This is a genomic window from Salinivibrio sp. PR6, from assembly GCF_001995955.1.
Taxonomy (GTDB): Bacteria; Pseudomonadota; Gammaproteobacteria; order Enterobacterales; family Vibrionaceae; genus Salinivibrio; species Salinivibrio siamensis.
The window spans coordinates 104,360-130,828 of sequence record NZ_MUFA01000012.1 but is presented as its reverse complement, the minus strand read 5'-3'; the positions used below and the strand labels follow the sequence as shown (position 1 = coordinate 130,828).

At 50.1% G+C, this 26,469-nt stretch carries 21 protein-coding genes; 9 read left to right on the top strand and 12 right to left on the bottom strand.

What is annotated here, in order from left to right; translation table 11 throughout:
- Window positions 1-201 precede the first annotated feature (201 nt).
- Together BZG72_RS11410 and BZG72_RS11405 are read left to right on the top strand one after the other, a co-directional pair.
- Window positions 202-1,098: a LysR family transcriptional regulator gene (locus BZG72_RS11410; protein ID WP_046073068.1), complete on the top strand. Its 897-nt coding sequence runs from the start codon at window positions 202-204 to the stop codon at window positions 1,096-1,098.
- Window positions 1,099-1,243: 145 nt separating this feature from the next.
- Window positions 1,244-3,397, top strand: coding sequence for a YgiQ family radical SAM protein (locus BZG72_RS11405; protein WP_077666840.1), 2,154 nt, complete (start codon window positions 1,244-1,246; stop codon window positions 3,395-3,397).
- Window positions 3,398-3,545: 148 nt separating this feature from the next.
- On the opposite strand, the gene BZG72_RS16235 is transcribed toward BZG72_RS11405, so the two are convergent.
- The 3 genes from BZG72_RS16235 to BZG72_RS11395 all read right to left on the bottom strand — a co-directional run bounded on the left by BZG72_RS16235 (window position 3,546) and on the right by BZG72_RS11395 (window position 8,450).
- Window positions 3,546-3,701, bottom strand: a complete 156-nt coding sequence (locus BZG72_RS16235; protein ID WP_156146643.1) for a hypothetical protein — start codon at window positions 3,699-3,701, stop codon at window positions 3,546-3,548.
- 63 nt (window positions 3,702-3,764) lie between these two features.
- Entirely contained in the window at window positions 3,765-6,863 is a 3,099-nt protein-coding gene (gene ydiJ / locus BZG72_RS11400; RefSeq protein WP_077666839.1) for a D-2-hydroxyglutarate dehydrogenase YdiJ, read from the bottom strand.
- A gap of 105 nt (window positions 6,864-6,968) precedes the next feature.
- Window positions 6,969-8,450: a bifunctional NUDIX hydrolase/phosphatase PAP2 family protein gene (locus BZG72_RS11395; RefSeq protein WP_077666838.1), complete on the bottom strand. Its 1,482-nt coding sequence runs from the start codon at window positions 8,448-8,450 to the stop codon at window positions 6,969-6,971.
- A 47-nt stretch (window positions 8,451-8,497) separates the two neighbouring features.
- Here BZG72_RS11395 and BZG72_RS11390 point away from each other — a divergent pair, with 47 nt between their 5' ends.
- Window positions 8,498-10,120: a VRR-NUC domain-containing protein gene (locus tag BZG72_RS11390; protein ID WP_077666837.1), complete on the top strand. Its 1,623-nt coding sequence runs from the start codon at window positions 8,498-8,500 to the stop codon at window positions 10,118-10,120.
- Window positions 10,121-10,192: 72 nt separating this feature from the next.
- On the opposite strand, the gene BZG72_RS11385 is transcribed toward BZG72_RS11390, so the two are convergent.
- Together BZG72_RS11385 and BZG72_RS11380 are read right to left on the bottom strand one after the other, a co-directional pair.
- Window positions 10,193-10,846 (bottom strand): PilZ domain-containing protein, encoded by a 654-nt coding sequence (locus tag BZG72_RS11385; protein WP_241832547.1) that lies wholly within the window; start codon window positions 10,844-10,846, stop codon window positions 10,193-10,195.
- A gap of 152 nt (window positions 10,847-10,998) precedes the next feature.
- Window positions 10,999-12,294, bottom strand: coding sequence for a DUF945 family protein (locus BZG72_RS11380; protein ID WP_077666835.1), 1,296 nt, complete (start codon window positions 12,292-12,294; stop codon window positions 10,999-11,001).
- Between the two features lie 282 nt (window positions 12,295-12,576).
- Between BZG72_RS11380 and BZG72_RS11375 the strand changes: the two genes are divergently transcribed.
- From BZG72_RS11375 to BZG72_RS11365, 3 genes are all read left to right on the top strand, one after another.
- On the top strand, window positions 12,577-14,532 hold the full coding sequence (locus tag BZG72_RS11375; RefSeq protein WP_158075470.1) for an ATP-binding protein: 1,956 nt from the start codon (window positions 12,577-12,579) through the stop codon (window positions 14,530-14,532).
- The gene (locus BZG72_RS11370; protein WP_046073061.1) at window positions 14,529-15,029 is read left to right on the top strand and encodes a response regulator; all 501 of its coding nucleotides are present in this window, start codon (window positions 14,529-14,531) and stop codon (window positions 15,027-15,029) included. Before BZG72_RS11375 ends, BZG72_RS11370 begins: the two co-directional genes overlap by 4 nt.
- Window positions 15,030-15,162: 133 nt before the next feature.
- The gene (locus tag BZG72_RS11365) at window positions 15,163-15,711 is read left to right on the top strand and encodes a hypothetical protein (protein WP_046073060.1); all 549 of its coding nucleotides are present in this window, start codon (window positions 15,163-15,165) and stop codon (window positions 15,709-15,711) included.
- A gap of 115 nt (window positions 15,712-15,826) precedes the next feature.
- Here the strand turns inward: BZG72_RS11365 and BZG72_RS11360 are convergent, their stop codons facing one another.
- The 3 genes from BZG72_RS11360 to BZG72_RS11350 all read right to left on the bottom strand — a co-directional run bounded on the left by BZG72_RS11360 (window position 15,827) and on the right by BZG72_RS11350 (window position 19,685).
- Window positions 15,827-16,675, bottom strand: coding sequence for a universal stress protein (locus tag BZG72_RS11360; protein WP_077579036.1), 849 nt, complete (start codon window positions 16,673-16,675; stop codon window positions 15,827-15,829).
- Window positions 16,676-16,686: 11 nt separating this feature from the next.
- Window positions 16,687-18,201: a SulP family inorganic anion transporter gene (locus tag BZG72_RS11355; protein ID WP_077666833.1), complete on the bottom strand. Its 1,515-nt coding sequence runs from the start codon at window positions 18,199-18,201 to the stop codon at window positions 16,687-16,689.
- Between the two features lie 278 nt (window positions 18,202-18,479).
- The gene (locus tag BZG72_RS11350) at window positions 18,480-19,685 is read right to left on the bottom strand and encodes an MFS transporter (RefSeq protein WP_077666832.1); all 1,206 of its coding nucleotides are present in this window, start codon (window positions 19,683-19,685) and stop codon (window positions 18,480-18,482) included.
- Between the two features lie 301 nt (window positions 19,686-19,986).
- On the opposite strand from BZG72_RS11350, the gene BZG72_RS11345 reads away from it, so the two are divergent.
- The 3 genes from BZG72_RS11345 to BZG72_RS11335 all read left to right on the top strand — a co-directional run bounded on the left by BZG72_RS11345 (window position 19,987) and on the right by BZG72_RS11335 (window position 22,228).
- Window positions 19,987-21,000 carry a Preprotein translocase subunit SecY gene (locus BZG72_RS11345; RefSeq protein WP_077666831.1) on the top strand — a complete coding sequence of 338 codons (1,014 nt, stop codon included), beginning with the start codon at window positions 19,987-19,989 and terminating at the stop codon, window positions 20,998-21,000.
- A gap of 188 nt (window positions 21,001-21,188) precedes the next feature.
- Window positions 21,189-21,911: an AzlC family ABC transporter permease gene (locus BZG72_RS11340; protein ID WP_077666830.1), complete on the top strand. Its 723-nt coding sequence runs from the start codon at window positions 21,189-21,191 to the stop codon at window positions 21,909-21,911.
- Window positions 21,908-22,228: an AzlD domain-containing protein gene (locus BZG72_RS11335; RefSeq protein WP_046073054.1), complete on the top strand. Its 321-nt coding sequence runs from the start codon at window positions 21,908-21,910 to the stop codon at window positions 22,226-22,228. Before BZG72_RS11340 ends, BZG72_RS11335 begins: the two co-directional genes overlap by 4 nt.
- A gap of 104 nt (window positions 22,229-22,332) precedes the next feature.
- Here the strand turns inward: BZG72_RS11335 and BZG72_RS11330 are convergent, their stop codons facing one another.
- The 4 genes from BZG72_RS11330 to BZG72_RS11315 form a co-directional block, all read right to left on the bottom strand.
- Window positions 22,333-23,526 carry a methyl-accepting chemotaxis protein gene (locus BZG72_RS11330; protein WP_046073053.1) on the bottom strand — a complete coding sequence of 398 codons (1,194 nt, stop codon included), beginning with the start codon at window positions 23,524-23,526 and terminating at the stop codon, window positions 22,333-22,335.
- Between the two features lie 316 nt (window positions 23,527-23,842).
- Window positions 23,843-24,118, bottom strand: a complete 276-nt coding sequence (locus BZG72_RS11325) for a YrhK family protein (protein WP_046073052.1) — start codon at window positions 24,116-24,118, stop codon at window positions 23,843-23,845.
- Between the two features lie 50 nt (window positions 24,119-24,168).
- Window positions 24,169-24,462, bottom strand: coding sequence for a DUF3955 domain-containing protein (locus BZG72_RS11320; protein WP_158010032.1), 294 nt, complete (start codon window positions 24,460-24,462; stop codon window positions 24,169-24,171).
- A gap of 87 nt (window positions 24,463-24,549) precedes the next feature.
- Window positions 24,550-26,433 (bottom strand): methyl-accepting chemotaxis protein, encoded by a 1,884-nt coding sequence (locus BZG72_RS11315; RefSeq protein WP_077579030.1) that lies wholly within the window; start codon window positions 26,431-26,433, stop codon window positions 24,550-24,552.
- Between the last annotated feature and the right edge of the window lie 36 nt (window positions 26,434-26,469).

The window sequence follows — 26,469 nt, the reverse complement described above, 5'->3', positions numbered from 1 at the left end:
ACATAGGTTGAAACAAGTAAAGGTTACAAAAAATCAAAAACGAGCCGAACGCGAGCGCAAACGCCGTCAGTCGGTAACGTGGTGAGCCAAGCTCTATCATAAAAACCTCACCAGTGGGCTAAGATGTGATCATGCTAACAACCGCTTTCTAATTAATAAAATATATTAAATATATCCTCTTCATATATTTTATTTATATTCATGGACGTCAAACAGCTCCGCCAAGTGATTGCTGTCGCTGAGACCAAAAGCTTTACGCTCGCCGCCCAGCGTCTGCATATCGCGCAACCTGCGCTCAGTATTGCGATAAAAAAGCTTGAGAATCAATTGGGTATGCCGATTTTTATCCGCAATGAAAAGCATATTCAGCTTACGCAAGAAGGGCAAGTATTGCTGCAGCATGCCTATCGCGTCGTACAGCAAATGCAAGATGCAGCCACAGCCATGGATGAGCTTAAAGGATTGCAAAAAGGCGAGGTACGTATCGGTGTACCGGGTATGCTCGGATCTTATTTTTTTCCTGAGTTGCTGATGGGGTTCCGCCGTCGCTATCCCGCGCTAAAACTCACAGTGGTAGAGGCTGGCACTCACTCCCTGCGGCAAATGCTGCTCGACGGTGAGCTGGATCTCGCCGTGATTAACGATAGAGAGGTGCCCGATTCGTTAGAAACCACGCATTTGATTTCCTCGCAGATGGTCGCCGTTGTCGCGACCGATCATACGCTCGCCACACATCATACGCTCGATTACCACACCTTTTTCGACCATGAGTTGATCATGTTCCGCCCGGGATACTTCCACCGTGATTACCTTGACCAGGTCTGCGATACGCATGCAATAACCCCCAAACTTTCATTAGAAACCAATTTACTGGCGATGATTTTGAATATCGTCCGTCATGGGTTTGCGATCAGTGCACTGCTCGATATGGTCACCGAACATGAAAGGGGGATTGTCGGGATCCCCTTTACACAACCGATCAAGCTCGATATTGCGATTGCCTGGCGTAAACACGGTTACTTGTCCCTCGCCGATCGCGCCTTCATTGATTATGTGCAACAACACAATCCGTCTGCCAAGCCTTCTATGACATCCTGAGCCACCTTTCCCCAGATTTACCCCTATACTCGATGCAGGATTATCGCTAAAATCGCTGGCTAATTTATCGCCCGCCCTGGCGCACGATGCGCGTATCGTTGAATCGCCTGTCCTCATTGCAATGGGCTGACCAAGAGACCATAACGTGACACCGACTGCTATATACGATTACACCCCTTATTGGGCGGCCTGCTTTGGCCCCGCGCCTTTTTTGCCCACCAGCCGTGAAGAGATGGATATCTTAGGTTGGGATAGCTGCGATATCATCATCGTAACCGGTGATGCCTATGTCGATCATCCTAGCTTTGGCATGGCGGTGATTGGCCGCACATTGGAAGCACAAGGGTTTCGTGTTGGCATCATCTCGCAGCCTAACTGGCACAATAAAGATGATTTTATGGCATTAGGCGAGCCTAACCTATTCTTTGGCGTGACGGCTGGCAACATGGACTCGATGATCAACCGCTACACCGCAGACCGAAAACTGCGCCATGATGATGCCTATACGCCCAATAACGAGGGAGGTAAACGCCCTGATCGTGCGGTTTTGGTCTATTCTCAACGTTGTCGAGAGGCGTATAAGCAAACGCCGATCGTACTGGGCGGGATAGAGGCCAGCTTGCGCCGTTTAGCACACTACGACTATTGGTCAGACAAAGTCCGTCGCTCTGTGTTATGTGACGCGAAAGCAGACATATTGCTATTTGGCAACGCAGAACGCGCCTTGATAGAAGTGGCACATCGTTTATCTCGCGGTGACACCTTAGCCGATATGACTCGCATCGCGGGCACCGCAGTGATGATGAAAACACCGCCCAAAGGTATGGCAGAAGTCGATTCCACCCGCATTGATAAACCGGGAAAGAGCATGACCATGCCCAACCCCTATGCAACAGAAACCCAATGCGAAACCAGCAAAAAAGCAGAGCCAGACGCGGCGAAACCCATCACTATCCGTCCGTCTCGACACGATGCTAAAAACACCTTTGTTCGCCTGCCCTCGTTTGAAAAACTCAAAAACGATCGGATTTTGTACGCGCATGCTAGCCGAGTGATGCACTTAGAAGCTAACCCCTATTCTGCCCGCGCCTTGGTGCAGCAACATGGCGATCAACTGCTTTGGATTAATCCACCACCGGTGCCCCTCACCACCGAAGAAATGGACTATGTGTTTGGCCTACCCTATGCGCGAGTACCTCATCCAAAGTACGGTAAAGCCAAGATCCCTGCCTACGACATGATTAAAACCTCGGTGAACATTATGCGTGGCTGTTTCGGCGGTTGTTCATTTTGTTCAATTACCGAGCACGAAGGGCGGATCATCCAAAACCGCTCACAAGCGTCGATCATTGAAGAGCTCAATGATATTCGCGATAAAGTGCCTGGTTTTACTGGCACGATTTCAGACTTGGGTGGCCCAACCGCTAATATGTATCGACTCGGCTGTGCCGATCCTAAAGCAGAGCGTAACTGTCGTCGCCCCTCTTGTGTATTTCCAAAGATTTGTGACAAGCTCAATACCGATCATCGCCATACCATTGATCTTTACCGTAAAGCACGCCAGGTAGAGGGAATCAAAAAAGTCCTGATTGCCTCGGGAGTGCGGTACGATCTGGCGATTGAGTCGCCGGAATATGTGAAAGAGTTGGTCACTCACCATGTCGGTGGCTATTTAAAAATCGCCCCAGAACATACTGAGAAAAATACGCTGGATTTAATGATGAAGCCCGGTATGGGTGCGTATGATCGCTTCAAGGCTCTATTTGAAAAATACAGTAAAGAAGCGGGCAAAAAACAGTATTTGATCCCCTACTTCATTGCCGCGCATCCAGGGTGTACCGATGAAGATATGGTACATCTAGCATGCTGGCTGAAAGAGAATGCCTTTGAGTGCGACCAAGTGCAAAACTTTTACCCATCACCCATGTGTAATGCGACTGCCATGTACCATTCAGAAACCAACCCACTGAAGCGGGTACGCTATAAAAAGCGCGAGACACTGACAGTGGCAAAAGGAGAGCGCCAGCGACGCTTACACAAGGCACTACTGCGTTACCATGATCCCGCTAACTGGCCACTGATCCGTGAAGCCTTGGTACGTATGGGGAAACAGCATTTGATTGGTAACGGGCCCAAGTGCCTGATCCCAAAAGAAGATGCCCCCGAAAAAACAGGCCGGCAGCGCCGCTCAGGCCGCCATGGCACCCAGCGCTTTGCCACTAAGCACCCCAAACAACCCGATATACGTCGGCCAAGTAACAAAGGGCGAGGCAATAACCAGCGTGGAAAACGCGCATAAGCGCCTGCTTTAAAAGGATGAAATAAAAAACGCCCGTCGTGGTACACCCCGTTGCGGGCATCTTACTACGGGCGTTTCACTACGAGCGCGGCGTGTTTGTTGGCGTTACGGTATCATCGTACTCATGGCGCGTCGGATACGCCCACCACTAACGGAAAAGCTCAACACCAATCACACCAAGCGCCAGGACACCGGCGATGGCTCCGATCACCCACGCAATTTTCTTTTGCGTCCCCTCGTCCAAGTACTGGGCTGCCGTAATCCCGAGTAAAACCAGCAAGATGATAACAATCGTTTTAAGCATTTGTTTTACCTTAGCTTTCAGCTCTTTATTTTACTGTATGACAAAGCCACCCAGATGCAAGCTTTATAGTGATACGTTATCGACACGCGCACGATCAATTCGCGTACACGCTAGCCGCAACAAGATTTGCAAAGGATGTTGTAACTGCGTCTTACTAAACCGCTTCACTTGGCTACGGCACGAGTAACCGGTTGCGAGCACTCTCTCGCTAGGTAGGTTGGCCAACTGTGGCGACCAACTTAAATCATAGATCGCAGCTGACGTTTCGCGTTTGTCTGCTTCATGGCCATAAGTGCCCGCCATACCACAACAACCGACAGAAATCGGTTTAAGCGTCGCACCAAAGTGCGCAAATAAAGCCACCCATTGTTGCTCAGCATGAGGCAACTGTGTTTTCTCGGTACAGTGGGCGAACAGATACCAGGGGTCAGCATCACGGCTCGTCACGACCGGCATGTCAGGCACAACACTGCTCAGCCACTCATGACTCAGCATCACATTAAAGTTACCTCGGTGTTTACCTAGCGCTTCTTGATACTCATCGCGATAACAAAGCACCAGCGCCGGATCAACGCCCACCATGGGAATATTCAACGCCCCCAGCTGGTTTAAAAAGCCAGCGGTGTTACGCGCCGTCTGGGCGAAACGACGGAGGAAACCTTTTACATGCTGGGCTTTCCCGTTGGGTTTAAAGGGTACCAGCATGGGCACCTTCCCGAGTTGTCGCGCCAGTTTGATCAAATCGTGAATCAGGGGCGCTTCATAAAAACTGGTAAAAGGGTCCTGCACGATCAACACATAGTGCTCACGCTCTTGCGCGGATAGAGCCTGCAGCCATGCTAAGTCAAACTTAAGCGCATGATCGCCCGCCAAAGACTGAGCCAGCGTCGGTACCGACAACGCCGGTGTGTCTGTGTAGCCAATTAGCTTCGCAGTGAGCCCTTGGGCCCATTGAGGCTGAGTCGCCGCATTCACCCATTTTGGTGCTTTGGCCATCAGCGGGAGCAAGGTTTCAATGTTCGCTACTAAGTGGTCTTTCACCGGGCGCGGATAGCGGCTGTAATAGAGCTGCATAAAGCGCGAGCGGAAACTCGGCACATCCACTTTGATCGGACACTGACTAGCACAAGCCTTACACGCCAAGCAACCGCTCATGGCTTCCATGACTTCATGGCTAAAATCATCTGCTTCTCTGCGGCGAGTAAAATAGCGTCCGAATTTGGCCATCACTTCACGGACTGACGGCGACTGGGTCATCAATGCCTGCTCAACCGCCAAGGGGTCGACACCTTGCTCAGACAGTAAACGCAACCATTCCCGCACGATCCCAGCGCGACCTTTTGGCGAATGGCGACGGTCATAACTGACCTTCATCGAAGGACACATGGGTGAGGCGGTGTCATAGTTAAAGCACAGCCCGTTGCCATTACACTCCATTGCCCCTTTAAAGCTATCACGCACTTCTACCGGAATTTGGCGGTCATAAAAGCCACGCTTGGTATCATCAACCTTCACCAGGGAATCTTGGCTATTAATCGGCGTACAAATCTTTCCTGGGTTCATTCGATTTTGCGGATCAAATGCCGCCTTGATATGGCGAAGCTGCGCAAACAAGGTCTCACCAAAAAACGCTGGGCCGTACTCCGAACGATACCCTTTACCATGCTCTCCCCACATCAAGCCGCCATATTTGGCAACCAAAGCAACCACTTGGTCAGAGAGGGTTTTCATTACGCGTTCTTGGTCAGGGTCACACAAATCCAGCGCTGGACGCACATGCAGTACCCCCGCATCGACATGACCAAACATGCCATAGTGCAAATGGTGGCTGTCGAGCAATGCTCTAAATTCACTGATAAAGTCAGCAAGGTGTTCCGGCGGTACACAAGTGTCTTCGGCAAAGGCGACGGGCTTGGCTTTACCTTTTGTGGCACCTAGCAGTCCGACCGCCTTTTTACGCATCGCGTAAATTTTGTTGATTGACGCGAGATCCCGACAAATCTGATAGCCAATCACCCCTTTTTGCTTGTGAGCAATCAAGCTATCCAGTTGCTGACAAAGTGCCGTAATCTGCTGCTCTATCTCACCCGGATCATTCCCCGCAAACTCCACCATATTAATGCCATGCATGGTTTTGCCGGGCACCGCTTGCAACAAGTCACTCACCGTATGCCAAACAATGTCATTACGCGCTAAATCAAGCACTTTGGCATCAATGGTTTCAACCGACAAGGCATTAGCGTCTACCATCATCGGCGCATTACGCAATGCTGAGTCAAAGCTGTCGTATTTAATATTCACCAAGGTACGCACAGTCGGGATCGGGGTGATGTTGAGCTTGGCCTCGGCTATAAACGCTAAGGAGCCCTCAGCGCCACATAGCACGCGACCAATGTCGAATACGGTCAGTGCGTCATCGTAAACATGTTTAAGGTCATAGCCGGTTAAAAAGCGATTCAACGGCGGGAAGGTGTCGGTAATCAGATCACGATGCTCACGACAGACTGAGGACACCGTTTGCAGCGCTCGGCCACTGAGATCGTCGCGCAACATTGCCTGCTGAAGCTGTTCAGCGTTAAGCGGTTGAGTATCCAAGAGACTGCCATCGACGAGCACTGCTTTTAAACCCAGTACATGATCAGAGGTCTTGCCGTAACGTAACGAGCCTTGACCGGAGGCATCGGTATTGATCATCCCGCCAATCGTGGCACGATTACTGGTCGATAAGTCAGGTGAGAAAAAGTAACCATACGGGCGCAAGACATCATTGAGTTGATCTTTAACCACGCCTGCTTGCACACGTACCCAGCCTTGCTCCGGGTTCACTTCCAGCACCTGTTGCATATGACGCGACACATCCACCACCACATGCTGGGTCAACGACTGGCCATTGGTGCCAGTGCCGCCACCACGGGGAGAAAACTTAATCTCACTAAAAGCTGGGGCTTGGACGGTCTGACCAATAAGCTGAAGATCATCAACCGATGCGGGAAAGAGGACGGCTTGTGGTAAGGCCTGATAAACACTGTTATCAGTGGCCACCGCAAGGCGGCTCGCATAGGTCGATTCAATGTCGCCTTGAAAACCTGCTGTTTGCAAAGCGGTGATAAAATCAACAACGGCGGACGACAGGCCCGCCTCTGGATGGATTGCCGGTATCATTGCTGTTCCTGTGCGCTATCTCACCATGCCTGGTGCAATTTTTGTTGTGCTGTCACTTTACCTTAACTCTTGGCACAGCCAAAGCGATCACCTAGCAAATCCTTATCACCACTCGCGCCAACCTAGCCGCTTACCTGACCATTTAGCAAGCTCTGGGCTGGCAATCAGTACCCAAGGGCCCAAACTCCATGCCGCCATTGACACGACAATAAGCACAATCCAGCTTAGGCCTGTCAGCTGTGCCACTCCCCAGGCGGCGCCAACAATGGCGGCGATACCGAAAAAAATCCACGCCAGCGTTAACAGTTTGCCATTGAGCTGGCTGGCCGGTTTATGGCTAGGAAAGAGCTTATGCCAAACCTGACCGGTATAGACACCCGCTGCTAACGCTGACAGATACACCAAATTGGGGATCTTTAATGCCAATGCCAACAGCGCCATGATAAGACACGCTAAGAACCAGATTCTGCCTGTCGTTAGCATGGGCCTTTCATTACCCACCGTCACGGCATCCAGCTTGACAGTCGCCCAAGCAACGCTGGCGCCGACCAAAGCGCCAATGACCACATCACTGGCAAAATGCACCCCAAGGTACATCCGGTTCAGCCCCATAAGCATGATCACCAACAACGCCACCGCAAGCGCGCCAAACGCGGGTGGGTGGGTGACTCGACGTTTTAGATACCAAGCAGTCATCACTGCCGCTGCAAGCAATGTATGTCCACTGGGTACGGTAAAACCGCTTGCCTGGCCGATTTGTAACTCTGGCCACAAATAAAACGGCCTTGGCATGGCAAAGCCACTTTTTAGCGTCGTCGACACTGCCGCCGCGCTTATTAACAAAAAGAGAAGTGATAATGCGGATTTATGGCCACGAAAGACCAAAAATAGCGGCAGCAGTGCAATGTAAAAAGCGGTCTCGCCCAGCGTATTGACCAATCTAAATACCGCGGTCACGGTCGAGCTCGCCGCCTCGCTCATTTGCTGTACCGCGGTTTGTATCCCCGCGACCCATCGATATTGACTGACATAAAACACAGGCGCTAAGGCACTAAAATCGGCCAAGGCACTGACATCGCTGCTTGGCGTTCTCGCCGCTAGCGACCACAAAAGATCACGACGGTCGCGAAAACGATAGCGATAATCCTGCGCATGGGCGCGCGGTACCAGCCGTGCTTGCTCGACTTCAGAGGCAAAATGGGGCGCGCGCCAAGCCGGCAAAAGACCCACTCCCTCCGCCGTAGAGACAACGGGCAATGGTGCCTGGCTTTGACAGGCAAATAACACACCGCGCTCATCTTGATGATAGACATTACCGACCGTGACGCGAATAGCCGTTTCTTCAAACACTTCACGCGCTAGCGCTCTACTCGGTGATTCGGCCAAGTTAACCCGCCCACCGGGCAAACCATACCGTCCGGTCACTGTGTCTTTTACTAGCAAGAGCCGTCCGGCTGGATCGCTAATAATGCATGCGACCCCAGCGATCCCTTGCTCGGTGGAGAACGTAGTTTCATTCTCAGCCAAGGCATAGCTCGACACTAATCCGCTAAAGACTGACAATAGTACAGCGATAATCCGTTTCATGCGGCGGCTCCTGAATGCACGTGTCCTGATGAAAGATAAGGAAAAGAATGACGCAGCCAGACCCTCTTAGTCCCTATTATTACCATCATAACTTTCAAAACTTGATGGATTTAGTCTGCGAACGTGACTGGGATCTTCTCACGCACAAAGAACGACATTGGCTGACGACCTTTCAACAGCTTAGCTTCAAAGCACAGTGTTTGCTGGTGCGTTTACTGATGCGCCGTCACGACTGGTTTTTGGCCGGCTCGCTGCACTACGATGAGCTGGGTGAAACGCTGCCGCTGCTCGACACCTTGGCTGAACATAAGTTTATTAGTCTTACCCATACTGCCCCGGCAGAGGTGGTATTCAAATTACTCACCAAAACACAACTTATGGCGGCTTTTCCTGATACAGGGCTCGCCAAAAGTGCGCCTAAAAGCCAGTGGCAGCAGGCGATAGAGGCTCTCTACGGCAACACGCTCGACAGCCCTTATGCATTGGTGGTCTGCCATCAGCCAGACATCTTACCGGTATTAAACCTGCTGTATTTTGGCAATTCGCGCCAGGATTTGAGCCAGTTCGTGGTGGCCGAGCTGGGTATCCAACACTTTGAGCCCTATCCCATTCGGCAAGCCGATCGCTTATTTGAGCATCGGCCCCAAATAAATGACTGGCTGCACTTATCCGCATTAAACGAGATCGTATGGCAAGCGCGCAAAAACAAGCAACCTAAAGAAGTCTTGGCGTTAGCGCCCTGCTTGCCAGCCCCTTTTGACTGGGCACCGCTCGAGCGCAAGCGGCAGCGCTTGGTTAATCGCATTGCACGCGAATTTGAGCGCCAGGATGATTTATCGACCGCATTGTCGCTGTATCAAACCACCACTCAGCCACCCAGCCAAGAACGACGCGCACGTATCTTGATAAAGCAAGGTGACATTAAAGCGGCTGCAACGATCATCGCAACCATGCTCCAAGCCCCACACGATGAAGAAGAGCTTGACGTCGCTTATCGCTTGGCGAAACAAAAACCGATTCGCGCACTCGGCCGCTTGGTTCCCTCAGCGCGTGCTAAACCGGCGACATTACCCACAGAGACGTTAGCTTTACCGCTGAATCAGCGCGTCGAAAAGGAGGTTGCTGATTATTATCGTCAGCAAGGCTGGGAAGTATGGTTCAGCGAGAACAGCTTGCTTAACGCGTTGTTTGGGCTGTTTTTTTGGGATGTTTTGTTTTTGCCGGTCCGTGGCGCCTTTCTTAACCCTTTTCAACGTGGGCCGCGCGATCTCCACAGCGACGACTTTGTCGCTAAACGGCAGACACAGATTGATCAGCGCTTCGCCGAGATTGATCGAGCACGCGATTGGGTAGCGCAACACTATCAGCAAAAGCACGGCATCACTAACGAGTGGGTAAATTGGTCGGTGATAGAGTGGCCGCTGCTTGAGGCTGCGTTAGTCATGCTTACAGACACACAGCTTCGCGCCTGTTTTCAACGTATTTTGTTCGACCGTCGCCATAACCGCCGCGGCCATCCTGACTTGTTTATGTGCCGAGACGCATCCTACCAATGGGTGGAAGTAAAGGGGCCAGGCGATACGCTACAGCCTCACCAAACACGCTGGCTACAGTTTTTTCAACAGCATGAGATCCCAGCGAAAGTGACGTATGTGACGCCAGACCAATAATGCACGCACTGAGACATGTCTATCACCTGCTCTCAATCTCGCGACAGCCACCGCGTCTTTAAAGTGACGTTGTCACTCTTTCTCTTCTACATGTGGGTTAAAAATATAATAGGAACCATCGTAAACCAGCCGTTTAATCAACGCCTCGCAATGTTTGAGACCGCTGCGGTCAAACGACACGCCATAGCGTTGCATGCCCCATTTTTGTTGGCGGTTCTCTATTTGCCCACTCAAGATAAAACACTCGTCACTGTTTGGTGCTTGGATTTGAATCGCCATTTGGTGGTGTTTTTCAAATACAGGCGCAATGGCGTCAAAACTAAACCCACAACCGCCTGCAGAAATATCGGTAAGATTAACGGGCAAACGACGATGATCGAGCGGAATTTCCCCTTTGACGTTTAACTCATAACGATTATCTTTGCGCTGTTGTATCAGTTTGGCTTGTTGCGGTAACTCGACCATGACCAAATTAATGGGTGTTTTGAGCACGGTTGAGATCTTAGAGGCAAACCGCACTTTAGCCCCCTCGCCCTCATCAGATACTGCATCAACCGCCAAGCGATAACCTTCAATAAAAAACTGATTAACTTGATTAAGATTTTCTGTCGGTAGCGAAAAGAATAAGCGCTTTTCACCATCAAAACCGATAAAGGTACATTCACACCGGTACGTTTGTCCCACTGGGGTCTTTATTTGTACTTGCGTCGTGGTGCCATGCTTCATAAATGCCACGGCACGTAACCCTATGACRGTCTCTTCTCTCACCGTTTTGTATTTTTTGGCCTTAAGTTCAGGCAAGGACTGCATCATCGTTCGCTTTTATTGTGATGGATAACTAGGGGCACCGACGTCTCAAGTCAGTGCCCATGCGGCATTTACATCAGCATAAACATGACAAACTGTACCAGCGGTACGGCAGAGCCATCAGAGGTGATGATTTGGTTTCCCTCAATTTTGGCAGACAGCACAGTATTTTTATCTGTTTGTGTGACAAAACCCGCTTTGGTCAGATCCTGTACTTTTGCTTGCCAAGGTGACTGTGTCAGCACCCCATTGGGTACCGAAACATCAAGATCGCCGCTTACCTGATTGACCAGTTGCTGCAAATTAAACACGCCAGTTGGCTCACTGCCTTTTACATCGACGTGCATGTCGACACTGATATCCCCTTCTGGCACGGTTAAGCTGGCGGGCGACAAATCAATCGATAACCCCGACTGCAACAATTGCACCAAAGCTTGATCAAAGGCCTCCATACTCACTGGCGCGCCACCTTCTTGCCACTGCGACGAGAGTAACGCGATTTGGGACATGGCACTGTAATCAAGGTGATTGGCATCGAGTGCCACTACCAAGTTACGCCACTGCGTGTTGTTCGGTAACGCAATCGTTCCCATCGTCAGTTGGTTGGTGTTATTTAGCTCGCGGGTTGACGTTGACTCAGACGTAATCAACTTGTTCCCTATCTCAAGCTTGACGTCGCCCAGCTTTAACGATTGACCGCTCACATCACTGAAGTGCGCTTGCTCGAGCGATAAAGACTGTTCACCAATCCACAGACCATCTTGCAAATAGCCGCTTCCTGACCCCGACACGCTATCCACTTTCAGTTGCTGCCCACTATCGTCGTTGAAGGCCAGCGCGGGTAAAGAAAAGGTTGCGTTCACATGTCCTTTGCGGTCGATCTCGCCTTGTAGGCTTAACTCACTCGCGGTCAGGTTACTGCTCGCCTCTGATAGCGAAAAAGGTGCGACGGTAAGGTGATAATCGGATGCCCCTGTCATCAAGGTATCTAGCTCTAAACGAATTGGGGTTGGGTTACCTGGCCACGCTTTTTGGGTGATCGCTTGTAGCTCAGGCGTCATCACTAACGTGTTGCTTGACGAGACGCCAAACACGCCATGAGAGATCTCTGAGGCGATTTCGTAGCTAACGGGTAAGCCCGACTGCGCAAGCATCGCTTTGGTTTCACCCTGAAATGCGAGATGTGTGACCGCCTGCGAGCTTAAATACCCGCGTTCGTAGGTCTGCTGCTCAAGCGTGAATTCTGACGTTGAGCGCTGATCGACTTCTCGCTCATACATCGACTGTGCGATTTGGCCAGTCGCAAATGGCCAACACGCAACAATCGCAAGGCCACCTGCGATGGCACCATACTTTCCTAAAAACATGTTTTCTTTGCCTCAGGCATGCGAAAAATCATAGTGTAACTAAAATTAGGCGCTGAAGATAACGCGTTATACTGTGAAGGCAAACTGTTATGGAAGCCATCGCACAGGTCAATAGACAATGAATAATAAGAAGGAACTTTCTCACTAATGAGGCAAGGGCGTGTATCACAGTACTGCCATGCAGAATACGGTGTATTTATTCGTGAATGTCGACCATTTCGCATCATTGCCGCGGATAAATGCATACAATCAAAGCATATTTGCAATAGATCGACAGAGTGTATGAATCCCTACGTTATATTGTGCATTGACCAAGACCCTTTCGTGGTAGAGCAGTTGTCTCACGACCTCGCGCCGTTTCGTGATGTGTTTGATCTTTGCAGTGCAGAGACCCCAGACGACGCTTATGCCATGCTCGACGACTTTAAGGCTAACGAGCAACAGGTGGCATTACTGATCTGCCATAACGGGCCGGACGATAATCGCGGTATCGATCTATTAGTCAATGTCGACAACCACTCTGCCAGTCAAGGCGCACGGACTGTTTTGCTCAGTGAGGCACCGCAATACGATATTATTTTGCAGGCTGTGAATGAAGGCCGACTTAATTATTGTATGCACAAGCCTTGGCGAGCCGAGGAGATGCAGCGTGTTGCCGAAAAAGAACTCACTACCTACGTGTTGCGCTATTGCCAACATGATTTGCTGCGTTATACCGAAGTGTTAGATCACCGCACCTTATTAGATGCTCAAGTTGAGCGCGAGATAAGCCAATTTCAAGCGCAATTGTTAGCGCCAGGCGAAACCGACAAAGCAGCGGTCGCCGATCGCGTCATTGCCGGTTTGTATGCGTTTTTTGAAGGCAACGATGAAAGCCGTGCGTGCCGCACCTACAGTGCCAACCATGTGCTTACCAAAGAAAATCAAGATAATGCTTTTTTGTGGTTTATCACCGATGGTGACGTTGGGCTGTATAAAACAGATGACGAAGGGCAAGAGCACCATGTTTCCACCCTTTCTTCCGGCAGCTTGATTGGCAGTATGTCGTTCGTGACGGGAGACGTTTCTTTCTCTACGGGGCGCACCCTCACTCGGACGCAGGTGATCAAAATCGATCATGCGTTATTTAGCAAAATAATGACCAGCCGCTCTGAGCTGCTGCCATTGTTCATTCAATACCTGTTGCTGCACTTTAACCAACGCTTAAAGCGCAGTATCGATACCGAAATCCAGCTGCAGCAAACGCTCGCCTCACTGGACGAAGCTAACCGCCAGTTATTAGAAAAAGAAAAAATGGCACTACTGGGGCAACTCGTGGCGGGCGTCGCTCACGAACTCAATAATCCAGTGTCAGCGATTTTACGCAACAGTGACGCACTTGCAGACGCCCTAAAGGAAGTGGCAAAAACCCCGTTGACCTCAGCCAGCCGCGAACAAGCCCTGTCGCTTTTACAGACAAACCGCGAGAGTTCCCCCCTATCAACCGCCACGGCTCGAACCTATACCCGTACCCTAAGCGACCTCACCGGGGATAAACGGATCGCGCGCGATTTAGTCAACATTGGGTTGTATCAGCCTGAAAACATCAAAGAGTGGCAACAACGTCTGGGTGAGGGCTTTAATCACGAACTTGCTACCTGGAAGCAATACGCCCGCTGTGGGCGGTTATTGCGCTCTAATCATGTCTGCGCGGCGCGTATTGCCGATCTCGTCAAAAGCTTACGCACCTATGCCCGTCAAGACAGCGAACAACGCCAACGCACCCGTATTATTGAAAACATTGATGATACCCTTACCTTATTTGAGCATCGACTCAAGCCTCATCAATTGGAAAAACGCTACGACTGGGTGCCCGATATTATTGCTCAGCCCTCGGCCTTAGCGCAGGTATGGACAAACCTCATTGCCAATGCCTTAGATGCGATGCAAACACCAGGCACACTGACAGTGACAGTAAAAACACTCAATGACCAAGCCTCTGGCACGATAGAAGTGTCGGTCAGTGATACCGGTATAGGCATGACCCCTGAGCAGCAAGCAAAAATGTTTGCGTTAAATTACACCACCAAACGCGAAGGTCATTTTGGTCTAGGTATTGGCCTGACCATGTGCCAAACCATTATTCATGAGCAAGGGGGCGATATTCAGGTACACTCGCAGCCAGCTGTCGGTACCACAATGACAGTGACGTTACCTATTGAACTCCCCGCCTCTGCCAGTAAGGAGCCCCAACGATGAGCCAATACTTAGTCCTATGTGTTGATGATGAGCGTGATGTGCTCGATAGCGTGATCGATGACTTGCAAGGCTTTACCGATCACTTCGAGGTGGAAGCGGCAGAGTCAGTCGCAGAAGCACGAGAAGTGATTGCGGACATGGCCACAGAAGGTACCAAGCTGGCATTGATTCTGTGTGATCATATTATGCCCGGCGAGCTCGGGGTGGAATTTTTGATTGAGTTAGCCAATCAGCCAGAGACAGCGTCGACGCGCAAAGTGTTACTGACCGGCCAAGCAGGCTTGGAAGATACGGTCTCTGCGGTTAATCACGCCAGTTTACACTATTACCTTGCCAAGCCTTGGCAAAAAGAGACCTTGGTCAGTGTCGTCACCGATCAGCTCACCAGCTATGTCATCGCGCACGAAGCCAATTTATTGCCGTGGACCAGTGTACTGGACACCCCTAGGATTGTAGAAGCCATCAACCGCAACAAATGGGATATGGGCGCAGAATAGCTCTCAAACCAGTTCGTACACGCCGATAGGTCAAAAATCGGTAAAAAAGCCTGACTCACGGGCGGATGTGCTTGTTTCTGCGCGCAATCGTCTTATAGAATGATTTGAACACCAATAACAAGTGGAATTGATAATGCGTAAATCTCTTTTAGCCAGCGCGATTGTCGCTTTGGCTTCATTCAGCGCCGTGGCCAATGAAGAAGACGCCAACCTCACCACCATGAGTAACTTCAGTTACGACTATCTGGAAGGACGCATCGGTGTTAGCCCACTCACCTATGGTGCAGGATTTAGCATGTCTATCCATCCCAACGCGCACGTACGCGTAGAAGCGGATACCGAATTTGATTCCGATTGGGACACGGCGGCTGGGATTGGCTTTCATGCGCCGATTAACAACTGGGCAGACTTAACCGGTGAGCTACTCGCGCGTGGCGTCAACAAAGACAACTTTGATAGTGATGTCGGCTTAGAGGTCAACCTAGGCGTGCGTCAGTGGCTTGGCCCACAAGTTGAAGTTGGCGGCGAAATCGGCCTGCTAACAGTGGATGATGAGGAAGATACCTTTGGATCTGCCTACGGGCGATTCCATGCCACGGAGCTATTCTCACTCGGTGCAGCCTACCGTGTTAACGAGTGGTACGGCGATCAGTTTATGTTTACCACGCGTTTTAAATACTGATAAGTCCACTCGGTAATGCATTGCCATCAAGCAATGGGTATTGCCGCCAGACGTTGAAAGTCAGATCAAAAAAACCCGCATCACTGCGGGTTTTTATGTATGCACTCATGCATAACTAACGGATCAATAGCATAGGCACGGTCGATTCAACCAACAACTTAGTGGTATTGCTCCCCACAAAGAATTGACGCAGTTTTGAGTGCCCGTAGGCGCCCATCACGATCATGCCCACTTGATTATCAGTTTGATACGCTAAAATCGCGCGGTGCACGTCACCGGTTAACTGAGCCTCAACCACATCGACACCCGCCGTTTTCAAGCGCTCTGCCGCGCGTTTAAACGCTGCCAGCTTTTCTTGCGAGTCTTCCACCATCACTAAATGACAGGTCATCCCTGCCAACAGCGGTGTGCTCAGTGCTTTTTCCACTAGCTTTTCGCTGATATCGCTGCCATCGAATGCTAATAAGTAGCTTTCAGGTGTTGAAAACTCACCGTTAGCAACCAAGGTATGCGCTTTAATCGAGCGCACCACGCTTTCAAGCTGCGAACCAATCGCCTTGGTGTCGTTTTGGTGTAGTTCACCTGATTTACCTAATACTAATACCCGCGTCTGTGGCTCGATATCCAGTAAGGTCTCGACCAAATTGCCATGGCGCTGCAACTTGCGCACATCGCTCAGCCCTTTGGCTTTAGCGTCTTCTTCCAGCTCAGACAGCAAGGCTTTGCCGTGCTTCATGGCTAGCTTGGCGCGCTGCTCATCCAGCTCCACCAGCTCTTGTAGCAGTTGTTCACGGCTACCCACGCCCAAGTTGCCTGATAGTTCAGGCTCCGCTTGGTGTGAGGACTTATCCAGCACATGCAAAAGTGTCAAAGGGACAGACAAGCGCTTGGCAGCCCAAACGCTCAAATCTGCCACTTGCTTTGAATAATGCGGGCCATCTACGCACGCGGTAATTTGTTCCATGGTCGGTCTCCTTAGTGGCCACCCATCATTTTTTCTACTTCTTCTGGTTTATCGTGCACGCCGAATTTATCGACGATGGTCGCCGTCGCATCATTCATTCCCACGATATTCACCTCGGTACCCTCACGGCGGAACTTAATGACCACCTTATCAAGCACAGACACGGAGGTGATATCCCAGAAGTGCGCTGCCGAGAGATCGATGGTGACACGCTCCAACGCCTCTTTGAAGTCAAACGATGATAAAAATTGATCTGACGAGGCAAAAAAGACTTGGCCAACAACACGATAAGTACGCGCATCGCCATTGTCTTCAGGCTCGCTTTTGACCACCATAAAGCGACCAATTTTATTGGCAAAAAACAAGGCTGCCAGTAGCACCCCAACCAATACACCGATCGCGAGGTTGTGGGTGAAGACAACGACCACCACGGTCGAGACCATCACGATATTAGTCGATAGTGGATGTGATTTCAGATTAACCACTGACTCCCAAGAGAAGGTACCGATAGACACCATGATCATTACCGCCACCAGTGCGGCCATCGGGATTTGGCTGATCCAATCACTGAGGAACACCACCATAATCAGCAATAGCACACCGGCGAACAAGGTAGAGAGACGTCCACGTCCACCGGATTTAATGTTAATGACCGACTGACCAATCATCGCACAACCGGCCATACCGCCTAAGAAACCGGTGGCGATATTGGCAACACCTTGACCTTTACACTCACGGTTTTTCTCACTGTCTGTGTCGGTCAAGTCATCGACAATGGTGGCGGTCATCATTGACTCAAGCAAACCCACTACAGCCAGTGCTGCAGAATAAGGGAAGATAATCGCCAAGGTTTCAACGTTTAGCGGCACATCCGGCCATAAGAACACTGGCAAGGTATCAGGCAGTTCACCCATGTCACCCACGGTACGCAAGTCGAGGTTATACGCCATGGCAATACCGGTCAGAATGAGAATGCACATCAATGGGGAGGGAAGTACTTTGCCAATACGCGGTACGTAAGGGAAAAGATAGATAATCGCGAGCCCCGCCGCCGTCATCGGATACACATGCCACATTATTTCGTTGTCGCGGATGATTTCCGGACCAATGAGCTCTGGCAACTGCGCCACAAAGATCAGGATCGCGAGCGCGTTGACAAACCCGGTTACCACTGAGCGAGAAACAAAACGCATCAGGTTACCGAGTTTTAAATAACCGGCCGCTATTTGCAGTATCCCGGTTAGCACAGTGGCCGCCAATAGGTACTCAAGCCCATGCTCTTTCACCAAGGTCACCATCAACAGCGCCATCGCACCCGTTGCGGCGGAAATCATGCCTGGACGGCCACCCACAAAGGCAATGATCACTGCGATACTGAAGGAGGCGTAAAGCCCGACTTTCGGATCCACACCGGCAATAATCGAGAAGGCAATTGCTTCTGGGATCAAGGCCAATGCCACAACGATACCCGCAAGAATATCGCCACGTACATTGGAGAACCAATCACGCTGAATTCTATCTATCATGAACGTCTCTACAAAATTGGGTTAAAAAAGGTGTTGCGCTCATTTCAGGCCTGATTTCACCTGAAAATCAAAACGCGTGATCCTAGTCACTTATTGACCAAGCGTCAACTCCCCTTTTTTTGTCCAATAACGACTTAATTTTTATAAATCAGGCGCTTAATTTGTAATTGTGATATTTTTAGCACAGATTTATTTCATTCTTTTCTCCAACCCCCTTTTTCGCTTATTTTTACCATCAGGCAAGGTTGGCTTTCGCACATTAGGCTTAGCGCTGTATCTTATATACGTGGATACACAGGCACCAACAGCACAGTAAAAGAAAGAATCAATCCAATGAGTGCATAAATCAGTTGGTTAAGCGTCCAGCCAATATCGATAACGATACCGAACACCCAAGGTGCCAATGCGGTGGAGAGGATCATCATGCCAGTCACCAAAGACCGAATGGCACCAATATACGAGACCCCATACATTTCCGCCCATAAGGTATTAATCACAGGATTGGTTGCACCAATCGCTAAACCGAAAAGGCACATAAAAAGCGGTGCCGCAAGGGTATGATCAATGTTAGCTATCACCATTAGCCCAAGTAGCAGTGGAATGGGAATTAAGATAAGTACATTTCGCGAACGATATTTATCAATCAAGCTGCCTGATATCACTGAGCTTAGCCAATGCACGGCCCCGTAAAATACGAAACTGCCCGCTAATACGCCCGGCGTCCACCTTTTCGCTTCCAGGATAAAGTCCTGTTGGATAAAGACGCCGGTCACCAGAAACGGCGTCACCAAAGCTATCGGTATGATCATCCAAAACCGCCAGTCGCGAACAACTTGACGCCGACTCGCATCGCTGGCGTGGTTTTGATTGTCTGCGTCAATACGGGTCCGCTTAAGGTCTGCTTTTCTGACTAGCCATAACACCAGTGGTAAAAACACCACTAACAGGGCGGCACCAATGAATAACCAGCTTTCTCGCCAGCCCAAAAACGCGATTAAGCCAATGACGATTGAGGGTAAAACCACCTCGCCAATGGCAACACCACTGCCGACCAAGCTAATGGCTTTGCCTTTATCCTGCTGTGCACGCTTAATCACAGTGGCCTGCGCGATGTGAGGCAAAAAACCTTGTCCACAAAACCGCAGTAAGAAGAAAACCAGCAGCAAGCCCACCACACTATCAACGGAATACATCAACGCACACGCGACCATCAGTAACGTGGCAAAAAAGATCAGTAGTTTGTCGACCCGCACCCGATCCACCACACCACCAAAGCTAATCACCAACACGCTGCTGGTCATGGTCGCAATGGCGTAAATCCCGCCGTAGGTTGCATCACTCAACAACAGCGCATCTTTAATACTGCTGCCATACCAACTGATGAAAAACGATTGACCAATGTTGCCAAAAAAGATCGATAGAAAGCCAAAAGCAATTAACGGCCATTGGTGCCTAATTAATGTCACATACGATCGCGCTAGCATACGCCTCCATTGCCCCTTGTCATTTCACCTTGAAGCGTCACATATCAACACGCCCTTCAAGGGCTTATTTAACGCATAGGGGATATCATTCCATGAAAATTGACTATGACATGCCTGCACGGAAGAAGAAATGAAACCCGACCTGCTTACGTCGGTTTTGTGATGCCTTTTAATCCATATTGGCGATGGATCAATCGCTTATTCATGTTTTCACCGCTTACTGACACACAAACGGGCCGAGATGCGCTAGGCTTTGCGCCCTCTCAATATCACAGACAATAACAACAATATGAATCCAGTCATGTCAGCGCCAACCAAGATGGCGTTACGCTTCCCCAAAGGGCGATTCGCCATGTTGAGTGTGTACAGCTTTACCGGTGCCGCCATTGTGGCTTCTACCATTTTTTCCCTGCTGCTTTTCTTATCCCTTGACGACAACCCGCTGATGCAATGGTTGTTCGGGGCACTGGCAGTGATTTTTGAAGCGGGTAAGTTTTACGCATGGTACGAGTTTGGTGAGCGCCGAGCGCACGGCAACTATGTGGGTGCCTTATCAGCCTTGGCTTTTTATCTCATTTTGGCCTTAATCTCGATTGGCGGCAGTATTGGCGGCATCAATAGTGCCACCAATGCCGCGCAAAGTGAGCAGCGCCAAGCCCAAGCGCAGATTGACGCTTATAACCGGCAAATCGATGCTATCGAGCAACAAATCACATTGAATAATCAAGCTGCCGAGCGCTATATCGAATTGGATAGAATTGCGACTGGCGTGGCGCGATTACAAAAAGAAAACAACCAATTACGCAAAGAGCAACAGCAACTCGCGTTAGAGCGCGATAGTTTACCCGCGGTGGCACAGGACTCCATCTTGGGATTGATTAGCAACCTTGCTAACACATTAGGCGTCAGCGCCGATCAAGCCCAATCTTGGCTGGTGATTTTTCTCTCTGTGTTGCTCGATGTGTTCGCCGCTTTCTTTGTCGGCGTGATTGGTGAAGAGCAGCGTTTCCGCCATTGGTATCGTCACCCACATGCCACGCCCCCTACGCCTTTGAACAACAAGGCCTCTCCTCGTGCCAATGATATCAACACGGAATCCACCACGCCGGATTCAGCGTCTCCTCACGAGGATACGGATGCGCCTTATGCAGATATCAAAGCCGCGCTAGCCGCCAAAACGCTACGTTGTAGCAAAAAAGCCGTGATGGCGGAATATGCACTCAGCCAAGAGGCCGTCGATACCCTATTTACCCACTTACAACAGCAGGGATTGGTGGCCAAAAAGCCGAACCACCATTATCACTGGGTGGGTTAAACCACCAGCATCAATATACCGCTGAGTATCATGGCGGGAAGCCCACTTAACTATCCCGTTCTTTGCGACTGCGTAGCGATGTGGTACAAACATCTTGTAAGTTTGTTAATCAGTACGTTACCTGACCTTTTAGCACCTTACCGATAAAAACAATTTATAACCAAGCAAATACAACAAAAAGGTGATCTATGCATAAGGCTGCACAAGAGGTGCATGCGCCTGAGGCATCAGTATGGCGCGCATTAGGCGATGTCAGTCCGTTGTGCCTCGCCGTCCTGCCTTGGGGGATACTCTGCGGTTCATTAGGGCTACAAATGGGATTCAGTGCACTGCAAACACAAGCCATGTCATTACTGGTTTTTGCCGGGGCGGTGCAATTGTCGGGCACCATGATGGTGGGCAATGCGGCGGGCTTACCAGCGGTACTCGGTTCCACACTGGTGATTAGCGCACGGCACCTTCTCTATGGTGCTCACTTTCGACAGTACATCACTCCCTTGCCACTTAAATGGCGCCTCGGCCTCGGCTTTTTACTGACCGATGAAATGTATGCGCTTTCAACCGCACACACCAGCAAGCAGGGAAGATTTTCTAAACACTATGCCCTGTATACGGGCGCCGCGTTTTACGTTGGTTGGAATCTTGCCACCTTGGCGGGGATTCTAGCTGGTTCTCAGCTGAAAGCCTTGGAAGCGATCGGCCTCGACTTTGCCATTGCAGCCACCTTTATCGCACTGACCGTGCCCAGTATAAAAACCCGCCCCGTACTGCTTTGTGCCTTGGCAAGCGGCATCAGTATGTTGCTATTCACCTATTACCACATCCCCAATGCGTTAATCATTGCAACCGGCGTAGGTATGGTCGCGGGGCTAATGGCTGAATCGTTACCGACAAGGAGGGCGTCAACATGAGTTATTGGTTAATCATCGTCGCCATGGCGCTGATCACCTTCTCGGTGCGTTATCTGCTACTGGCACGGAGTATCCCTGTGCGCATTGGGCCGCGATTGCAACGACTCCTGACCTACTCTGCACCGGCGGTCCTGACCGCGCTATGGGTACCGATTGTCTTCTTTCCCGAGGATCAGCTGGCTATCTCTACCACCAATCCTTATTTACTCGGCGCCTTGGTCGCTATCGGTTTAGCCTGTACCCGTCTATCGACCTTATTAGTGGTCGGGCTATCGATTGGTTTTTTCGTTACCCTTCAGCTTTGGGTCCTGGGATAAATAACGACGATAAGCCAGTCAGTGCGATGCCACTATAGCAAGAGGCAGGGTCATCACCCTACCTCTTTAATTTATTTGGTGGTTGTCTCAGTCACCCGTTCTTATCACGACACATGCTGTTTTTCCGCCTCGAGGACAGGCTTTTTACTGCGCAGCTGCAATTCATCAAGATCTTGGTTTAAAGACTCTGACAAGTCGCTAATTTTCACCATATCTTGTTTGTTTTCTTCCGATATTTCCGCTGCCTCCGCGCCAGATTCGGTCAAACGGTTGATGTTTGCGGCAATATCGGTCGACACCGTTCTTTGCTGTTCAATCGCACTGGCTAAGGAATTGATGCGATCACTGATAGTAGAAAAGTTATCAAGTACCCCCTCAATCGACTGGGACGTATCAGAGGCTTGAGATGAGGCACTTTGCGCCAGCTTCTCGGTGCGATCCGATAGCTCTGATGATTGCTTGAGACTCCGGAACAACTCTTTGGTCATATCATTGATCTCACTCGCCGACGCTTGTGTCCGGCTCGCCAGTTGACGTACTTCATCGGCAACCACGGCAAAGCCTCGTCCTTGCTCGCCCGCACGCGCCGCTTCGATTGCGGCATTTAACGCCAACAAGTTCGTCTGCTCAGCCACATCGGTGATCACCGAGAGAAAATGCTCAATTTGACTCGCACTGTGCTCAACTTTGTCAAACATCTCGGCTGACACTTTAATCGCCGACACTAGCTCATCGAGCTCACTCATCATATCGGTAAGCTCTTGTTGCGACTGACGCGAGCTCGAATCAATCTTGCCCGCTTCTTCCGATATGGCTTGAACATCTTCAGAGAGCGAACCCACCGTGGTGGTCATCTCTTCGATGGCGGTGGCAATACTGTCTATTTTCTCGCTCTGCGCGTCATTAATTGCAGCGCCTTTCTTCGCACGTTTTTCCGAGGCATCGGTAAAGCTATCCAAGGTATCGGCGGCTTTCTCAATATTGCGTACCGTGCGGCGCAGCTTTTCAACCGCATGGTTAAGCGAGGTGGCCACCTCCGCAAACTCATCACCGTCTCGCGTATCAATCGCCGCCGTTAAGTCACCTCGCGCTAACGACTTAGCGAAGCGATTCACTTTTGCAAGCCCAGCTTTAAAACGTCGGTCAATAAAAACAGCCGCCGAGCCTGCAACCAATACATTTAACCCCAGCACTACGTACTCGTTAAGCCAGGGCAAGTGGATAATTAGTGAGGCAGTAAACCCCACCATGATGACATAACTCCCAATTGTCACCGCACGAATCGATACCTTTGGCATTGCTTATCCTCCTGTGATTTTAGCTGAGGCACGCCCAGCATTGCAGACAGAAATCAAGATAAGTGCCAAGTATTCGTCACGGCGGGAGAAAGTTAGGCAGGTAGCCAATTACGCTTTTAGATCAACGGTTTGGAAAATGAGATATTTAACTAGTACGATAGGATGAATAAAGTCGTAGGCCAACGCTTGTCCCGCTATTGCAATTCGCACAAAAAAAGCAGTCCAAGGGAAGGTTACCCGTAAAGCTGCTTTTAAAATAACCACTTAAAATAGCGGTAATGCGTTGCAATTTGCTAATTCATTGAATAACAGTGGGTTATGCCGTTTCCTGCGCCCTTTGTTGTACGCGAGAAACATGGACTAGGCCCATCAATTTGATACTCGGTTTGAGTAACAGTTGCGCACTCCCTACGATAAACAGCCAAGTCCCGCTTTCCATTAACGCATCGTTGAGAAAAAAGAAGCTACCGATCAAAAACCAAATCGCAATGAGCAAATCATTAAATGCCCCCAACGCTTCATAGCGACGCTGGATCACTAAGTGCTTATTACCAATATCAATATCCAGCTCAGGGCCATTGCGCTGTATCATCTTGCCTCCTCTGGACCTTGGTATTAACAATGAATAGCCAAATCATGGCATTAACAATCAAGGTGTTGCCGTTTAATGCCCAGCATGGTTCTCACCATGTTGACCACAAACGTGACCGCACTCAATCCTAAAAACAACCAAGCTAGCGGGATGAATGCGAAAGGTTCGTTGAGACTGCCGTTAGCAGCAACATGTGGCGTGGAAAGGTTGAAGGCGAGCAGGCAACCCGTGCCGATGAGGAAGAGGATAAACGAGGTACGAAAATGTCGCAGTAGGGTTAACATAAAACCTATATTCGTTGCTTCAGTACTCTCTGAGACTGACCACAACACTAAAAGTTCCATGTCTCTCACATTTTTTTCAAAAAAACCGCTACCTTGCATGATGCGTAGGTAGCGGCCGATTCATTTAGCGTGTTGGTTGTGCGCCCTTCAAAGCTTGTATGTCGACACCTTGTCGCTCAGCTGTGTCGCTTGGTTACGCAGGTTGTCCGCCTCTTGCGAGGTATCGTTGGCACTGCTTACAAGGTGCTCAGAGACATCTTTGATGGATGTGATGTTTTGTGTGATCTCACTCGTCACATGGGTTTGCTCTTCTGCCGCTGTCGCGATCTGCGTCGCCATATCACTGATCTGATTGACCGCTGCATCAATTTCACTCAACGCGGCAGTGGCTTTATCCACATCAGAAACAGAATCACCTGCCAACGCTGAGCTGCTCTCCATGGTCGATACCGCGCTTGCCGTCGTCGTTTGCAACGTCTCAATCGTGGATTTAATTTCTTCTGTCGAGGCATGCGTTCGCTGCGACAAAATACGTACCTCATCCGCGACCACGGCAAAGCCTCGTCCTTGCTCACCTGCGCGGGCTGCCTCAATGGCTGCGTTTAGCGCAAGTAAGTTGGTTTGCTCAGCAATTCCTTGAATCGTCGATAGTACCGTCGAAATCTCCTGCGAGTGCTTATCTAGCTCGGCAACGATAGTGCTAGCCTGTTTCAGCTCATCCGACAAACGGGTGATCGATGTTTTGGTATTTTCGACCACCGCACGTCCGTTATCGGTACTAGCGGTGGATTCTTGCGCCGTATTCGCGGTATGTTCAGCATGAGAGGCGATCTCTTGTGTCGCAGACGCCAACTCGGTGACGGCGGTTGCTACCATGGTCACTTCTTGCTGCTGCTGATTAATATCATCCACGTTGCGGCGCGCACGTTCCGTACTGCTATCCGATTGTGATGTCAGCTGTTGTGCTTGCTCGCGAATGTGGCTAATCAACTGATGCATACTGCCAACAAAGGTGTTGAAGTTTTTCGCCAGTTGCCCCACTTCATCTTCACTTTCAACGTCAATACGTTGAGTGAGATCGCCACTACCATGAGCGATTTGCTCGAGGGCATTAGAGACATTAGTCAGCGGTCTAAATAGAATATTCACCAGTAGATTAAAGAGCAGCGTACACGCAATCACCACGGCAATTGTTACTGCAATTTGCCCCCACACCGCATCAAACAGTGGCGCGACTAAGGAGTCATAGTTAATAACGGTGACAGTGATTAATCCGGTATCTTTAATGGGTTTGGCATATACCACACTTTCTGCCCCGCCCACGTCGGCCATCACACTCTCACCCGAATTCATGGCAGACTTCACTGTGCTGAAAGACAAGCCTAGCTGGTTAATTGGCTCGTTAAGTAGCTCGGTATTGGCGTGAGTAAAAATATTGCCTTCACTGTTGGCGATAAACATATAGCCATTACCTGGCAAAATCACCTTCTCGAGACCTTCGATAATGTCGCCAATTTCAACATCCGCCCCAAGCACCAAGGTATCACCGTTGAACTGGAGCGCTTTACCTAACGACACCACATTGGCGCCGGTTGCCGCAGCAACCGTCGGATTATCCATAAACACACTCGACGAGTCCGCTTTGGCGTTGATATACCAACCCCACTTGCGCGGATCGTCATTACCCGGCGGTAGCACAACACCATTTGCGTTATCCTGACTGCCATCTGGGTAGGCAAGAAAAACATTGTCAAAGCCACCTGCATCACGTACTTGCTTGAGATGAGTGACCATATTGTTCTCATCGGCCTCACTGGTCAGTGAGGTCATCGCACGCTCTTTTGACGCGACCCAATCAGAGACATATTGATTGTATGATGCAGTGGTACTTTCCAATCGCTGTGCCACTTCGGTGTCCAGCCGGGAGAGTGATGCGCGAAACGATAACGCTTCAACGAGCAAACCACCGATAATGATGGCTACACTTGCCGACAGCGCGAGCTTGTGTTTGAGGGAGAGTTTTTTAAACATAACGGCCTTGTTCGTCTGTCATAATGTTTTAATAAT

Excerpts from the sequence above, each read along its gene's own strand:
- BZG72_RS11315 (WP_077579030.1), bottom strand. The coding sequence starts at position 26,433 with ATGTTTAAAAAACTCTCCCTCAAACACAAGCTCGCGCTGTCGGCAAGT.
- BZG72_RS11380 (WP_077666835.1), bottom strand. The coding sequence starts at position 12,294 with ATGTTTTTAGGAAAGTATGGTGCCATCGCAGGTGGCCTTGCGATTGTT.
- BZG72_RS11410 (WP_046073068.1), top strand. The coding sequence starts at position 202 with ATGGACGTCAAACAGCTCCGCCAAGTGATTGCTGTCGCTGAGACCAAA.
- BZG72_RS11340 (WP_077666830.1), top strand. The coding sequence starts at position 21,189 with ATGCATAAGGCTGCACAAGAGGTGCATGCGCCTGAGGCATCAGTATGG.
- BZG72_RS11330 (WP_046073053.1), bottom strand. The coding sequence starts at position 23,526 with ATGCCAAAGGTATCGATTCGTGCGGTGACAATTGGGAGTTATGTCATC.
- BZG72_RS11355 (WP_077666833.1), bottom strand. The coding sequence starts at position 18,201 with ATGATAGATAGAATTCAGCGTGATTGGTTCTCCAATGTACGTGGCGAT.
- BZG72_RS11370 (WP_046073061.1), top strand. The coding sequence starts at position 14,529 with ATGAGCCAATACTTAGTCCTATGTGTTGATGATGAGCGTGATGTGCTC.
- ydiJ (WP_077666839.1), bottom strand. The coding sequence starts at position 6,863 with ATGATACCGGCAATCCATCCAGAGGCGGGCCTGTCGTCCGCCGTTGTT.
- BZG72_RS11390 (WP_077666837.1), top strand. The coding sequence starts at position 8,498 with ATGACGCAGCCAGACCCTCTTAGTCCCTATTATTACCATCATAACTTT.
- BZG72_RS11365 (WP_046073060.1), top strand. The coding sequence starts at position 15,163 with ATGCGTAAATCTCTTTTAGCCAGCGCGATTGTCGCTTTGGCTTCATTC.
- BZG72_RS11395 (WP_077666838.1), bottom strand. The coding sequence starts at position 8,450 with ATGAAACGGATTATCGCTGTACTATTGTCAGTCTTTAGCGGATTAGTG.
- BZG72_RS11325 (WP_046073052.1), bottom strand. The coding sequence starts at position 24,118 with ATGATACAGCGCAATGGCCCTGAGCTGGATATTGATATTGGTAATAAG.
- BZG72_RS11385 (WP_241832547.1), bottom strand. The coding sequence starts at position 10,846 with ATGAAGCATGGCACCACGACGCAAGTACAAATAAAGACCCCAGTGGGA.
- BZG72_RS16235 (WP_156146643.1), bottom strand. The coding sequence starts at position 3,701 with ATGCTTAAAACGATTGTTATCATCTTGCTGGTTTTACTCGGGATTACG.
- BZG72_RS11360 (WP_077579036.1), bottom strand. The coding sequence starts at position 16,675 with ATGGAACAAATTACCGCGTGCGTAGATGGCCCGCATTATTCAAAGCAA.
- BZG72_RS11345 (WP_077666831.1), top strand. The coding sequence starts at position 19,987 with ATGTCAGCGCCAACCAAGATGGCGTTACGCTTCCCCAAAGGGCGATTC.
- BZG72_RS11375 (WP_158075470.1), top strand. The coding sequence starts at position 12,577 with ATGAATCCCTACGTTATATTGTGCATTGACCAAGACCCTTTCGTGGTA.
- BZG72_RS11320 (WP_158010032.1), bottom strand. The coding sequence starts at position 24,462 with ATGGAACTTTTAGTGTTGTGGTCAGTCTCAGAGAGTACTGAAGCAACG.
- BZG72_RS11350 (WP_077666832.1), bottom strand. The coding sequence starts at position 19,685 with ATGCTAGCGCGATCGTATGTGACATTAATTAGGCACCAATGGCCGTTA.
- BZG72_RS11335 (WP_046073054.1), top strand. The coding sequence starts at position 21,908 with ATGAGTTATTGGTTAATCATCGTCGCCATGGCGCTGATCACCTTCTCG.